Here is a 14546-nt window from a genome sequence, read left to right on the forward strand (position 1 = left end):
GACGATGGACTCGCTTGAGGTCGCGTCATTCCAGGGATTCGGCAGGACCCTGCATGGCGCTCACCGATTCAATCTGAGCTCTCAAGAGAAGTTTTTGACGATGAACACATCGGAACAGGATCGCTGGTCACGCGTGAAGGGTCGGCTGCGCTCGAGCGTTGGCGAAGACGTCTATACGAGCTGGTTTGCACGCATGGATCTCGAAGGCGTGCAGGACGAAAGCGTGCGGCTGTCGGTGCCGACGCGCTTCCTGAAGAGCTGGATCCAGGCCCATTATGCCGAGCGCGTGCTGTCGTGCTGGCAGGCCGAGATGCCGGAAGTGCATCGTATCGATCTCACCGTTCGCTCCGCGGTGCGCCCGGTGGCGCCGCCGAAGGAAGCGCCCGCGCCGGTCGAAGCGCGTCGCGCGCCTGCGGCGGAGCTGCGTTCGACCGCGACCGCGCCGGTCTCGGCCAATCATGATGCGCTCGGCGGCTCGCCGCTCGATCCGCGCCTGACCTTTGCGAGCTTCGTCGTCGGCCGCGCCAACACGCTGGCGCATGCGGCTGCGCGTCAGGTCGCAGAAGGACGCCGCGGCGATCCCGTCATGTTCAACCCGCTCTACATCCATGCCGGCGTCGGCCTCGGCAAGACGCATCTGCTTCAGGCCGTGACCTGGGCCGGCAATTCCGGCAACGAGCGCAAGGTGCTTTATCTCACCGCCGAGAAATTCATGTACGGCTTCGTCGCAGCGCTGAAGACGCAGACGGCCCTGGCGTTCAAGGAAGCGCTGCGCGGCATCGACGTGCTCGTGATCGACGACCTGCAGTTCCTGCAGGGCAAGTCGACCCAGGCCGAGTTCTGTCACACGCTGAACGCGCTGATCGATGCCGGCCGCCAGGTCGTGATCGCGGCCGACCGTCCGCCGTCCGATCTCGAGAGCCTCGACGACCGCGTGCGCTCGCGCCTTGCCGGCGGCCTGGTGGTCGAGATGGGCTCGCTCGGCGAGGAGCTGCGCCACGGCATTCTCAAGTCGCGCGTCGCCGCAGCCCGCGCCCATCACGCGACCTTCGACGTGCCGGAGGAGGTGCTGCATTATCTCGCGCGCACCATCACACACAACGGCCGCGACCTCGAAGGCGCGATCAACCGCCTCTTGGCGCATTCCAAGCTCAACAACCAGCCGGTGACGCTGGAGATGGCCGAGCGCGAGGTGCGCGACCTGGTCCGGCCGCAGGAGCCGAAGCGGATCAAGATCGAGGACATCCAGCGCGTGGTGGCCCGGCAGTACAATGTCAGCCGCTCCGACCTGCTGTCCTCGCGCCGTACCGCCAACGTGGTCCGGCCCCGCCAGGTGGCGATGTATCTCGCCAAGACGCTGACCCTGCGCTCGCTGCCCGAGATCGGCCGCCGCTTCGGCGGACGCGACCACACCACGGTGCTGCATGCCGTGCGCAAGATCGAGGCGCTGGTCTCCAAGGACACCGCGCTGTCGGAGGAAGTGGAGTCGCTGAAGCGCCAGCTTCAGGAATAAAGGCCTATTTCCTTCACCTCTCCCCGCTTGCTTCGCCTCTCCCAGCCTGCGGGCAGAGGTCGGAATCCGCGCGCAGCGCGGATTCCGGGTGAGGGGGAGCCCTCCGCGCATCCAACTCTCACCGTCCTCCGCGGAGACTCCCCCTCACCCCCAACCCTCTTTCCGCAAGCGGGGCGAGGGAGCGCACCTGTGCCTGGGCGGCGGCCTTCGTTTCTGCCTGTAAATCGTGGGGAACTGCCCCCGATCCCTTGAATCCCGGGACCATCCGAGCCACCTTGCGCGACCCTGACAGCTTTGATCATATCGGCTGGATGATCCGGCTTTTCGGGGTCTTCGGTGCCGTGGCGCGCGTCCCGCCGCCCGGCCTTCTCAACGCTGAGTTTTCCTCGGGGATCGGGCGAGTAGTGCAATGAAGGTTACGGTCGAACGCGCGCAACTCCTGAAGTCACTGGGCCATGTCCACCGCGTGGTCGAGCGCCGCAACACGATCCCGATCCTCGGCAACGTGCTGGTCCGCGCCGAGAACGCCAAATTGTCGCTGAAGGCGACCGACCTCGACCTCGAGGTCACGGAAACGCTGGCGGCGGAAACCGCGACCGCCGGTTCCACGACCGTGCCGGCGCACATGTTCTACGACATCGTGCGCAAGCTGCCTGACGGCTCGCAGATCGTGCTGGAGGCCGACGGCGACCGCGCCGTGCTGGCGATCCGCGCCGGCCGCTCGCGCTTCACGCTGCAGACGCTGCCGGAGAATGATTTCCCGGATCTGGCCGCCGGGGACATGTCGCACTCCTTCTCGCTCGCCGCCAAGGACGTCAAGCGGCTGATCGACCGCACCCAGTTCGCGATCTCGACGGAAGAGACGCGCTATTATCTCAACGGCATCTATCTGCATGCCGCGGGCACGGCCAAGGCCGCGACACTGCGCGGCGTCGCCACCGACGGCCACCGCCTCGCCCAGCTCGACCTGGTGCAGCCCAAGGGCGCCGAGGGCATGCCCGGCGTGATCGTGCCGCGCAAGACCGTCGGCGAGGTGCAGCGCCTGATCGAGGACACCGACGCCGAGATGACGATCGAGCTGTCGCAGGCCAAGATCCGCTTCACGATCGGCAACGTGGTGCTGACCTCGAAGCTGATCGACGGCACCTTCCCCGACTATGGCCGCGTCATTCCGCAAGGAAACGACAAGGAGCTCGTCGTCGACAAGAAGGATTTCGAGAACGCGGTCGACCGCGTCTCGACCATCTCCAGCGAGCGCGGCCGCGCTGTCAAACTGTCGCTGTCGGCGGGCAAGCTGGTGCTGTCGGTGACCAATCCGGACTCGGGCAGCGCGACCGAAGAGCTCGAGGTCGAATACGCCTCCGACGCCCTCGATATCGGCTTCAATTCCCGCTACCTCCTCGACATCGCCGCCCAGATCGAAGGCGAGGTCGCAACGCTCCGCCTCGCCGACCCCGGCTCGCCGACCCTGGTGCAGGACCGCGACGACAAGAGCGCATTGTACGTGCTGATGCCGATGCGGGTGTGAGGGAGGTGGTCCCTCGCAGGCGCATGCTGCCTCTAGAATCGAGCGCGATGCGCATTATTGCGCCCTCTCCCCGTGCGGAAGAGGGCTACTCCGCTATTGGCCACGACCTCACTCGGGTGAGGGGTCCTCTCGCGGCACCCTCACTGCGGAGACAACCCCTCACCCGCCGCCGCTACGCGTCGGCACCCTCTCCCACAAGGGGGAGAGGGGAAGAAGTCGCCACCGCTTCATCATGAGGGTGCGAGGTGAGAGCTGGTGCCACAAGATCCTCACCATCGGCCGACCGCTAAGCATCTTCGCCAATTTGCGAAGAATATGCGGCACGCGCCGACCGACGCGGAAGCCGCAATGTGGCGTCTGGTCAGGGATCGTCGGCTGTCAGCCGACAAATTCCGCCGGCAAGTCCCATGCAGGAGCTACATTCTCGACTTTGTCTGCTTTGAAAAACGCCTTGTAATCGAGATCGACGGCAGCCCAGCACGCGGAATCACACGGCGATATCGCGCGCAATGCGATGATCGCGGCCGAGGGATTTGAGATAGCTCGCTACTGGAACAACGACGTGCTGCAGCAGCCCACGTCTGTCTTGGAGGATATCCTTGCAAAGCTTGCCGGGCGGTAACATACACCTCACCCGTCGCCTCACTTCGTGAGGCGCCACCCTCTCCCACAAGGCCCCACAAGGGGAGAGAGGGAAAAAACGCGTCGATGACAAAGCACCCATGACCCCCTCCCGCATTCATCGCCTGACGCTGACGCATTTTCGCAATTACCGGGCGGCGGGGCTCGAGACGACGGCTGACATGGTGGCGCTGGTCGGGCCGAACGGGGCGGGCAAGACCAATTGCATCGAGGCGATCTCATTCCTGTCGCCGGGCCGGGGCCTGCGGCGCGCGACGCTGGAGGACGTCGCCGACAATCAGGGCGATGGCTCCTGGGCGGTGTCGGCGCAGGTCGAGGGCGCGCTGGGGCTCGCCACGCTCGGCACCGGCATCGATGCGCCGAGTGCGGACACCGGAGTGAGCCGGCGCTGCCGCATCGACCGCGAGCCGGTGAGTTCAGCCACCGCGTTCGGCGACCACATCCGCATGGTGTGGCTGACGCCGGCCATGGACGGGCTGTTCATGGGCGCCGCCTCCGAGCGGCGGCGCTTCTTCGATCGCCTGGTGCTCGCCATCGACAGCGAGCATTCCAGCCGCATCAACGCCCTGGAACGTTCCCTGCGCTCACGCAACCGCCTGCTCGAAACCCGCAATTACGACGACCATTGGTGTGACGCGATCGAGCGCGAAACCGCCGAGCTCGCGGTCGCGGTCGCCGCCACGCGCAGCCAGACCGCGGCGCGGCTGACCGGCATGCTCAACGCACGCGCGCAAGCCTCCGCATTTCCGTCGGCGCACATCGCGCTCGACGGCTGGATGGAGAACGCGCTGCTTCAGGAGACCGCGACGTCGGTCGAGGACCGCTACCGGCAGATCCTGCGCGACAACCGTCCGCGCGATGCGATTGCCGGCCGCACCACCGACGGCCCGCATCTCACCGATCTCCAGGTGATCTACGCGCCGAAGAGCATGCCCGCGCGCGACGCATCCACGGGCGAGCAGAAGGCGCTGCTGATCGGCCTCGTGCTGGCGCATGCCATGCTGGTCGCCGAGATGACCGGCATCGTGCCGCTGCTGCTGCTCGACGAGGTCGTCGCCCATCTCGATCCGGACCGGCGCGCTGCGCTGTTCGACGAGCTGCACAAGCTCGGCGCGCAGGTGTGGCTGACCGGCGCGGACCCCGCCGCCTTCGCCGAGATTGGCGCCGGCGGCGAATTGTTTGACGTCGAGAGCGGACGCGTATCGGCCCGGCGCTCGCCTTCGCATTGAACCCGCCCGGCCGGTGGGGCCAACGCCGTCGCGCTGGATCTGCCGCCCGGCACGTCTTCCTACGAGCTGCGCGTGTCGGGCCTTCTGGTGCGCACCGATACCATCACCCTGGCCTCAGGCGAGGCCTTGAGCCTGAGCGACGATCCGAAGCCGTCCCAGGTCTACTGAACCCGAGGCCCGTTCCGGGGCGTCACGGCGCCTCGCAACAAGCCTCTGCGCCCCGCAAAAACCACGCCTGCCAGAGGTTTGAAACGGCCCCTCGAATCGGCCTTTTTGCAGTGCCCGGAATCGACCTTCAAACGGCTTGAAAACCGGCGGAAAAACCCTATCTGCTCAGAGGGTTGCCGGAGGATACTTTGCGCTAGGCGCAAGCGGTCTTTCATGGCACAAATAGCTCGCAAATCAGCGCCTTTTGCGCCGCTGATTCGGGCGACATCTCGAAGGCCTCTCATGACAGAACCTGCTCGGCAGACGCCTGCCGAAAACGAGCCCTCAAATCCGAGCGATTACGGGGCGGAATCGATCCGCGTGCTCAAGGGTCTCGACGCCGTCCGCAAGCGCCCGGGCATGTATATCGGCGACACCGACGACGGCTCGGGCCTGCACCACATGGTGTACGAGGTCGTCGACAACGCGATTGACGAGGCGCTCGCGGGCCATGCCACGCGCGTCGACGTGATCCTCAACGCCGACAATTCCGTCACCGTGCGCGACGACGGCCGCGGCATTCCCGTCGACATCCACAAGGGCGAAGGCATCTCGGCGGCCGAGGTCATCATGACCCAGCTGCACGCCGGCGGTAAGTTCGACCAGAACTCGTACAAGGTCTCCGGCGGCCTGCACGGCGTCGGCGTCTCCGTCGTCAACGCGCTGTCGAGCAAGCTCGGCCTTCGCATCTGGCGCGACGACAAGGAGCACTACATCGAGTTCGCGCATGGCGATGCGGTGGCACCGCTGAAAGTGGTCGGCGACGCGCCCGGCCGTCGCGGCACCGAGGTGACGTTCCTGGCCTCGACCGAGACGTTCAAGAACGTCGAATATGATTTCGCAACGCTCGAGCATCGCCTGCGCGAGCTCGCCTTCCTCAATTCCGGCGTCAACATCATCCTCTCCGACATGCGCCATGCGGTCGAGAAGCGCGAGGAGATGCACTATTCCGGCGGCGTCGAGGAATTCGTCAAATATCTCGACCGCAACAAGAAGGCGCTGGTGCCGACGCCGATCATGGTGCGCGCGGAAGCCAACGGCATCGGCGTCGAGGCCGCACTGTGGTGGAACGACAGCTACCACGAGAACGTGCTGTGCTTCACCAACAACATCCCGCAGCGCGACGGCGGCACCCATCTCGCCGGCTTCCGCGGCGCGCTGACGCGCCAGGTCAACGGCTATGCCGAGGCCAATGCCAAGAAGGAAAAGATCGCGCTGACCGGCGACGACTGCCGCGAAGGCCTCACCGCCGTGCTGTCGGTGAAGGTGCCCGATCCGAAATTTTCGTCGCAGACCAAGGACAAGCTGGTGTCCTCGGAAGTGCGTCCCGTGGTCGAGAACGTCCTCAACGAGGCGCTCCAGGCCTGGTTCGAGGAGCACCCGTCCGAGGCCAAGATGATCGTCGGCAAGGTGATCCAGGCCGCGGCCGCCCGCGAGGCCGCGCGAAAAGCGCGCGAGCTGACGCGCAAGAGCCCGCTGTCGGTCTCCTCGCTGCCCGGCAAGCTCGCCGACTGCCAGGAAAAGGATCCGGCCAAGTCCGAACTGTTCATCGTCGAGGGTGACTCGGCAGGCGGCAGCGCCAAGCAGGGCCGCAACCGCGAATTCCAGGCCGTCCTGCCGCTCCGCGGCAAGATCTTGAACGTCGAACGCGTCCGCCCCGACAAGATGCTGTCGTCCGAGCAGATCGGCACGCTGATCACCGCGCTCGGCACCGGCATCAGCGACGAGTTCTCGATCGAGAAGCTGCGCTATCACAAGATCATCGTGATGACGGACGCCGACGTCGACGGCGCCCACATCCGCACGCTGCTGCTGACCTTCTTCTACCGCCAGATGCGCGACATCATCGATGGCGGCTATCTCTATATCGCCCAGCCGCCGCTCTATAAGGTCTCGCGCGGCAAGTCCGAGCAGTACCTGAAGGACGAGCGCGCGCTGGAGGACTATCTCATCGACGCCGGCCTCGATGACTGCGTGTATATCCCCGGCACTGGCGGCGACCGCTCCGGGCGCGACTTGCGCGCGCTGGTCGACGACGCCCGCGTGGTCCGCAGCATCCTGCGCAACCTGCACAGCCGCTACAACCGCAGGGTGGTCGAGCAGGCCGCGATCACCGGCGTGCTGAACAAGGAAATCTACGGCGATCCCGAGAAGGCAGCGGCCGCCGCGCAATACATCGCGAGCCGGCTGGACAGCCAGGCCGAGGAGGTCGAGCGCGGCTGGGTCGGGCAGTTCGCCGAGGGCCAGGGTTTCGTGTTCGAGCGCACCGTGCGCGGCGTCAAGGAATCGGCGATCATCGACGACGCGCTGCTCGGCTCGGCCGAAGCCCGCAAGCTCGACGAGTACACGCCCAAGCTCCAGGACGTCTACGCCCGCTCCGGCAAGCTGCGGCGCAAGGACAGCGAGCACGTGGTGCACGGCCCGGTCGACCTGTTCGAGGCGGTGACCGACGCCGGCCGCAAGGGCATCACGCTGCAGCGCTACAAAGGTCTCGGCGAGATGAACCCGGAGCAGTTGTGGGAGACGACGCTCGACACCGAGGTGCGCTCGCTGCTCCAGGTGAAGGTCAAGGAGGTCGACGAGGCCGACGACATCTTCACCAAGCTGATGGGCGACGTGGTCGAGCCCCGCCGCGATTTCATCCAGGAACATTCGCTGAGCGCGACGATCGATATCTGAGGCCGGTTGGCTTCAGGTTTGATCTGCTACTAGCCAAGCTCTTGCTGCACCTCTCCCGCTTGCGGGAGAGGTCGCGGCGAAGGCGCGGGTGAGGGCTTTCACCACTTGGGATTGTCCCGTTGCGGCGACACCCTCTCCCCAGCCCTCCCGCGCAAGCGGGGGAGGGAGCGCACCTGCGCTCGGGGCAAACGTCGCGTCCCTGAACCTCACCACCCGCCCCCGCGACGAAGTAGCGTGCCCACGGGCCGCCTGACCTCACCATGAGGTCCGGCACAGTCTCCGAAGCTGGCGGGCGCGCCCCGAACCCCACCCGGCACAATTGCTCCCCTGCTCAAATCTCTGTAGTTTCCGCCCGAAACAGGCCCGCCCACCCCATCAGGACAGCGAGAATCCATTTGGCGCCCATCCAGTACATCGTCGAGGGCGGTCACCGGCTCTCGGGCTCGATCGAGCCGTCCGGCAACAAGAACTCGGCGCTGCCGATCATCGCCGCCGCCCTGCTCACCGAGCATCCGGTGACGCTGGAGAACGTGCCGCGGATCCGCGACACCGAGACCCTGGTCGAGCTGATCCGCTCGGTCGGCGCCTCCGCCGAGTGGACCGCGCGCAACACGCTTCACATCCACGCCAAGAGCATCCGCGCCGCCGATCTCGATCCCGAACTGTGCGTCCGCATCCGGGCCTCGATCCTGCTAGCCGGTCCCCTGCTGGCCCGCTGCGGCGAGGTGATGCTACCGCCGCCGGGCGGCGACGTCATCGGCCGGCGCCGGCTCGATACCCATGTGCTGGCGCTCGAGCAGCTCGGCGCGAAGGTCACAGCGACCGACCGGCTCGAATTCCGCGCGGCCAGGCTCGCCGGTGCCGACGTGTTCCTGGACGAGCCGAGCGTGACCGCGACCGAGAACGCGCTGGTGGCGGCGGTCGCCGCCGACGGCGTCACCATTTTGCGCAACGCCGCGTCCGAGCCGCACGTGCAGGACCTCGCCAACTTCCTGGTCGCGCTCGGCGCGAAGATCGAGGGCATCGGCACCAACACCATGGTCATCCATGGTCCGGCGACGCTGGGGGAAGCAACCTACCGGATCCAGCCCGACCATATCGAAGTCGGCTCCCTGATCGGGCTCGCCGCCGTGACGCGCTCACAGCTTCGCATCGTGCGATCAGGCGTCGAGCATCTGCGCTCGATCCGCATGGGCTTCGAGCGGCTCGGCATCGTCTGCCGCGTCGAGGGCGACGATCTCATCGTGCCTTCGAACCAGACGCTGAAAATCCAGGATGATTTCGGCGGCCATGTGCCGAAGCTCGAGGACCAGCCCTGGCCGGCCTTCCCGGCCGATTTGATGTCGATCGCGATCGTCACCGCCACGCAATGCGAAGGCGTGATCCTGATGTTCGAGAAGATGTTCGAATCCAGGATGTTCTTCGTCGACAAGCTGATCGCGATGGGCGCGAGAATTGTTCTTTGCGATCCTCATCGCGCCATCATCGCCGGCCCCAGCCGCCTGCGCGGCGCATCGATGATCTCGCCCGACATCCGCGCCGGCATGGCGATGCTGCTGGCGGCGGTATGTGCCGAGGGCACGTCCACGATCAACAATGCCGACCAGATCGAGCGCGGTTATGAGCGCATCGAGGAACGGCTGAACGCGCTGGGCGCCAAGATCAAGCGCGTGCCGGAAAGGAAGAGCTGAGGCCTTCTTCCTTCTCCCCTTGTGGGGAGAAGGTGGCGCGAAGCGCCGGATGAGGGGTTCTCGCGGCGAATTCAAATGCGAGTTGGACTGGCGGAGAGAGACCCCTCACCCGTCTCGCCGCTACGCGGCGAGCCACCCTCTCCCGCAAGGGGAGAGGGAAGGGACACGGGCCATGTTTTCGACGTGGGGCTGTGCTAATGAGCCGCCATGCTCGACACTGTCCAACATCATGCGGAGCCGCGAGCCGGCGTGCCGCAAAGCCATCTCGCGCAAGAATTCGGCGAGACAATGCGGCTGGCCGTGCCGATGATGCTGACGCAGCTCGGGCAGATCGCGATGATCACGACCGATCTCGCGATGATCGGTCACCTCGGTGAGAGCGCGGTCGCCGCGGCCGCGCTGGCGCATACCGTCTATTTCGTCAGCTTCACCTTCGGGCTCGGACTGATGTCCGCGGTGTCGCCGCTGGCCGCGCAGGCGTTCGGGGCCGGGGATGTGAGGCGTATCCGCCGCTCCCTTCGCGTCGGCCTGTGGACCGCGCTGCTGATCTCGCTGCCGATAATGGCCTCGCCGCTCTATGGCGAGCAGATTCTGCTCGCGCTCGGTCAGGTGCCGCAATCGGCCGCGCTGGCGCAGCGCTACCTGAACGGTCTTGCCTGGGGCATCGCGCCGGCGCTCGGCTTCATCGCGCTGCGCAGCATGATGAGCGCGGTGAACCGCCCGCAGGCGCCGCTGTGGATCACGATCGCGGCGATCCCGATCAATGCCGTGCTGGTCTATGCGCTGGTCCACGGCGTGTTCGGCCTGCCGGAGCTCGGCCTGTTCGGCGCGGGCCTTGCGACCACGCTGGTCAATCTCGGCACCTTCATCGTCGCGCTGGCCATCGCAGGGCTGCGCAAGCCGTTCGCGGATTATCATCCGCTCGCCCGTCTCTGGCGGATCGACTGGCCCTTGATGCACCAGCTCGTCGCGGTCGGCGCGCCGATCTCGTTCTCGCTGCTGCTGGAATACGGCCTGTTCTCCTCGGCCGCGCTGCTGATGGGACTGATCTCGACCACGGCGCTCGCCGCGCACCAGATCGCGTTGCAGGTGACGGCCGTGCTGTTCATGGTCCCGCTCGGGATCGGCATGGCGGCGACCGTGCGGGTCGGTCATGCCTTTGGCCGCAACGACCCGGCGGGCGTCCGGCGCGCGGGGCTCGTTGCCGCCGTGCTCGGAATCGCATTCGTGTCCGCTTTGACCGTCGCGATCATCGCCGGCCGCTACGAACTCGGCCGGCTGTTCTTCGGCCGCAGCGAGGCCAGCGCGGCGACGGTCGAGCTGACGGCGACGCTGCTGCTGGTCGGCGCGAGCTTCTTCATCGCCGATGGCCTGCAGACCATCATGGGCGGCGCGCTGCGCGGCATCAATGACACCGGGATGACACTGGTGTTCGCGGCCATCGGCTATTGGTGCGTCGCCTTTCCCATCGCCTGGGTGCTGGCCTTCCACACGGAACTGGGCGCGGTCGGCGTCTGGGTCGGATTCTCGATCGGCTCGTTCGTCTATGCCGCCCTGTTGATCTTGCGCTTCCGGATGCTGGCGCGCAAACTGATGGGATGATCGGGACGGTCCGCGAAATCACCCCCAATGTCGATGCCGGCCCGCTGCTGGCAGGCGCGCAGTTCATCGATGCCTTTCGCGTGGAGGTCGGCGCGACGCAATTGAGCGCCCGCGAGGCCTGCACCCGGATGCTGCTGCACGGGCCGCGCTGGATCGATGCGCTGACGCGCTTGCGCAACATCCTGGTGAAACCCTTCGGACTGAAGACGTCGGGCGAAGGTGCTCCGGCTCCGCACGGGATGATCGGCCTGTTTCCGGTGCTGAGCGAAACGCCGGAGCGGCTGATCGCCGGGTTTGACGACTACCATCTCGATTTCCGCGTCGTGGTTGACGTCGCCGGCGACGCGGCGCGCCGGCGGGTGACATTGACCACGTTGGTGCGGACCAACAATCTGCTCGGGCGTACCTACCTCACGCTGATTGTACCATTCCACAAGCTCGTCGCCCGCAGCATGATGGGAGACCTCGCGGAGCCGGCCCGATGACGCTGTCCGTCGACCTGTTCTTCTCGTTCCGCAGCCCGTATCTGGCGCTGCCGAAAACATTGAAGCTGATCGAAGAGTATGATCTCGCGGTGAACCTGCGGTCGGTCCATCCGGTCGCGCTCCGCATACCCGGCTTGTTCAAGAAGGCCAATTGGCCTTCAATACTGTCGCATCGGAAAACTTCATAACAACGGCAGCTGTCCCCTTCTGCGTCGGGGATATCGTCAGCCGCAACTGGGATGTCGGTGCCCCGGAGACCGCCTAGGTTAAGCTCAAGCGAGCTAGGCATTGGTTTTTCCTCCCCAGCTTATTCCGCCACCCGCACGGACTTGCCGGTCGCTGCCTCCGACCACTCCCCGACGACGCGGTCGAGGTCGCAGAGATTCTGGTGCATCTGCTCCAGCGAGAAGCCGAGGGCGAAGAAGCGCTCGGCGGTGTCGCCGGGCTGGCCGCGGATCAGGCCGTCGTGACGGACGGACGCGACCGCCTCGGCGTAATGCTGGAGCGCGACGTGGACGGGATGGATCGGCGGCGCGCCGGCGCCTTCGCGCAAGGCCGCGGCGGCCGAACGCAGGAAGCGCGCGATCACCGTCGAGACCTCGGTCAAGGGAGCAGCTAACCGCATCTGCACCTCGACCGGCAGCGGCACCACCGTGGCACGGCCGATCATCACGACGTCGTGGCGCAGCCGCAGCACGGTACGCAGCAGCGGGCCGGTGTCGGGCCCGCTCGACAGCCGCGCGGCGCGCTCGCGCTCGGCCTCGGCGCCGATCGCATTCATGCCGACCATCGCGGTGCCGATGCCGTCCTGGATCCGGTGCAACGCGTCGTTGTCGCGGCCGCGCGTCAGGCCCGCGAGCAGCTCGGTGAAAGCATCCGCGATCAGTTCGAGCAGCGCGGCCGCGGCGGCACGGATCTGCCGCACGGCGCGCGAAGGCAGAACGAGAAACGAGACCAGCAGACCCGTGATGGCGCCGACGCCGACCTCGCTGACGCGGTCAATCGCCGAGGTCATGGGATCGGAGTGGTGCATGGTCGGGACCAGCAGCACGATGATGGCGGTCACCGTCGCGGCGTTGAGACTTGGATTGATCGCGGCCACGAAAGCAAGTGGCGCGACCGCCAGCACCAGCAGCCCCAACAGCCCCGCCTCGGTCGAATAAGGGATCAGGATCGCGATGGCGCCGCCATAGATGGCGCCGCCGATCGTGCCGATCACGTAGTCGCGCGTGGCCTTCAGCGAGCGGCCGACGCTCATCTGGGTCACGATCAGCGACGTCAGCACCGCCCAGAGTGGTAATAGCAGATGCAGCGCGGTGGCGATCGCATAGGCGGCAACCGCGGCCACCGTGACCCGGATCGCCAGCCCTAACTGCGTTCGCCGCGACCGGATCCGCTCCAACGCCTTCCCCGCGAATGCCATGCTCGACTATCCCGGTCCGATCCTCATGAAGCGAGGCAAAAGCATAGCTGATGCCCGCGGCCGCAAGGTTGCTTGAAAGGCCAGATCAGCCCGCCTAACTTGCCGGCCAAAACGAGGAAACACGATGGCCCACGAAACCGCAACGCTCGCCGCCTACGTCTTCAACCTGAAATTCCAGGATATTCCGGCGCAGGTGCTGGAGCGGGCAAAAGTGCTGACGCTGGACTTCCTTGGCAGCGCGATCCGGGCCCGACACGAGGCGGAATCGACCCCGTCGATGCTGAAGATGCTGGAGGCGCTGGCGCTCGACACCAGGGGCGACTCCACCGTGTTCGGCGACACCAAGACCTGGACGCCGGCGGTCGCGGCTCTCCTCAACGGCGCGCTCGGCCATTCACTCGACTTCGACGACACCCACGCCGATTCCTCGCTGCATCCGAGCGCGCCGGTGGTTCCGGCCGCTTTCGCCGTCGGCGAGATGGTCGGCGCCTCCGGGCGCGACGTGCTCACAGCGATCGTCGCTGGCTATGAAGTCTGCTGCCGGCTCGGCAATGCGCTCGACCCGACCTCGCATTATGCGCGCGGCTTCCACCCGACCGCGACCGCCGGCACCTATGGCGCGGCCGCGGCCGCCGGCAAGCTGTTCGGCCTCAGCGAGAAGCAGCTGATCGCCGCGTTCGGCGTCTCCGGCAGCCAGGCTGCGGGCTCGCTGCAATTCCTGATGAACGGCGCCTGGAACAAGCGCTACCAGGTCGGCGCCGCCGCGATGAACGGCGTGATCGCCGCGACGCTGGCGCGCAACGATTTCGTCGGCGCGACCGAATCGGTCGAGGGCAAGCACGGCCTGCTCGCCGGCTACACCGACGATGCACATCCGGACAAGGCTGTCGCCGAGCTCGGCAAGACCTACGAGACGATGAAGATCGGCGTAAAACCCTATCCGAGCTGCCGCTACACCCATGCCGCGATCGACGCGCTCATCGCGATGCGGCGCGAGCACAACCTGACGCCCGACCAGGTCAAGCGCGTCGAGATCGGCCTGCACCGCAACGGCATCACCTTGACCGGCGATGCCGCGACCAAGCGCCACCCGCGCTCGATCGTCGGCGGCCAGTTCTCGATGTTCTTCACCGGCGCGCTCGCGCTCGACCAAGGCTCGTTCGGCTGGGACGACTACAACCGCCTCGGCGATGCCGCCATCGATGCGCTCGCCGACAAGTTCGACGTGGTGCAGGACGACCGCCTCGAGATCGGCCGCACCCATCCGTTCGGCGCGCGCGTCAGCATCACCACGGATGACGGCGTGCATGAGCGGCTCTATGCCGATCCGTCCGGGGAGCCGAATTCGTTTCCGGACACGCAGGCGATGCAGCAGAAGTTTTTGACGCTGGCCCGCCCGGTGCTGAACGCGCGGGCGGAGAAGTTCGCCGACGCGATCATGACGCTGGAGCGGTTCGACCGCGTGGCGAAGGCGACCGAGCTGGGGAGGTAGTAAATTATCGCCACGAAGGCGGTGCACCCTCGCCCCTTGTGGGAGAGGGTGGATC

The 14546-nt window shown here is 66.4% G+C and carries 9 protein-coding genes and 2 pseudogenes; 10 read left to right on the forward strand and 1 reads right to left on the reverse strand.

Annotated elements, in window-relative coordinates; genetic code table 11:
* Window positions 1-100: 100 nt before the first annotated feature.
* The 9 genes and pseudogenes from dnaA to ACNJYB_RS00045 form a co-directional block, all read left to right on the forward strand.
* Window positions 101-1513: a chromosomal replication initiator protein DnaA gene (gene dnaA, locus ACNJYB_RS00005; RefSeq protein WP_439372093.1), complete on the forward strand. Its 1413-nt coding sequence runs from the start codon at window positions 101-103 to the stop codon at window positions 1511-1513.
* Between the two features lie 409 nt (window positions 1514-1922).
* A complete protein-coding gene (dnaN, locus tag ACNJYB_RS00010) occupies window positions 1923-3041 on the forward strand; it encodes a DNA polymerase III subunit beta (protein WP_271582895.1) in 1119 nt (372 codons plus the stop codon).
* Between the two features lie 255 nt (window positions 3042-3296).
* A pseudogene (locus tag ACNJYB_RS00015) lies at window positions 3297-3663 on the forward strand (endonuclease domain-containing protein).
* 100 nt (window positions 3664-3763) lie between these two features.
* Window positions 3764-4912, forward strand: a complete 1149-nt coding sequence (gene recF / locus ACNJYB_RS00020; RefSeq protein ID WP_439372095.1) for a DNA replication/repair protein RecF — start codon at window positions 3764-3766, stop codon at window positions 4910-4912.
* Between the two features lie 450 nt (window positions 4913-5362).
* Window positions 5363-7798, forward strand: coding sequence for a DNA topoisomerase (ATP-hydrolyzing) subunit B (gene gyrB, locus ACNJYB_RS00025; RefSeq protein ID WP_439372097.1), 2436 nt, complete (start codon window positions 5363-5365; stop codon window positions 7796-7798).
* 395 nt (window positions 7799-8193) lie between these two features.
* The gene (gene murA / locus ACNJYB_RS00030) at window positions 8194-9489 is read left to right on the forward strand and encodes a UDP-N-acetylglucosamine 1-carboxyvinyltransferase (protein ID WP_439372099.1); all 1296 of its coding nucleotides are present in this window, start codon (window positions 8194-8196) and stop codon (window positions 9487-9489) included.
* Window positions 9490-9696: 207 nt separating this feature from the next.
* Window positions 9697-11091 (forward strand): MATE family efflux transporter, encoded by a 1395-nt coding sequence (locus ACNJYB_RS00035; RefSeq protein ID WP_439372100.1) that lies wholly within the window; start codon window positions 9697-9699, stop codon window positions 11089-11091.
* Window positions 11088-11576 (forward strand): DUF2867 domain-containing protein, encoded by a 489-nt coding sequence (locus tag ACNJYB_RS00040; protein ID WP_439372102.1) that lies wholly within the window; start codon window positions 11088-11090, stop codon window positions 11574-11576. Before ACNJYB_RS00035 ends, ACNJYB_RS00040 begins: the two co-directional genes overlap by 4 nt.
* Window positions 11573-11728: pseudogene (locus ACNJYB_RS00045) on the forward strand (2-hydroxychromene-2-carboxylate isomerase); the annotation flags it as partial. The gene ACNJYB_RS00040 and the pseudogene ACNJYB_RS00045, both read left to right, overlap by 4 nt.
* A gap of 155 nt (window positions 11729-11883) precedes the next feature.
* Here ACNJYB_RS00045 and ACNJYB_RS00050 read toward each other — a convergent pair.
* Complete coding sequence (locus ACNJYB_RS00050; RefSeq protein ID WP_439372103.1) at window positions 11884-12999, reverse strand: FUSC family protein; 1116 nt, start codon at window positions 12997-12999, stop codon at window positions 11884-11886.
* Between the two features lie 124 nt (window positions 13000-13123).
* On the opposite strand from ACNJYB_RS00050, the gene ACNJYB_RS00055 reads away from it, so the two are divergent.
* Window positions 13124-14491, forward strand: a complete 1368-nt coding sequence (locus tag ACNJYB_RS00055) for an MmgE/PrpD family protein (protein WP_439372105.1) — start codon at window positions 13124-13126, stop codon at window positions 14489-14491.
* The last annotated feature ends 55 nt before the right edge of the window (window positions 14492-14546 follow it).

The sequence above is a fragment of the Bradyrhizobium sp. SMVTL-02 genome (genome assembly GCF_051853005.1).
Classification (GTDB): domain Bacteria; phylum Pseudomonadota; class Alphaproteobacteria; order Rhizobiales; family Xanthobacteraceae; genus Bradyrhizobium.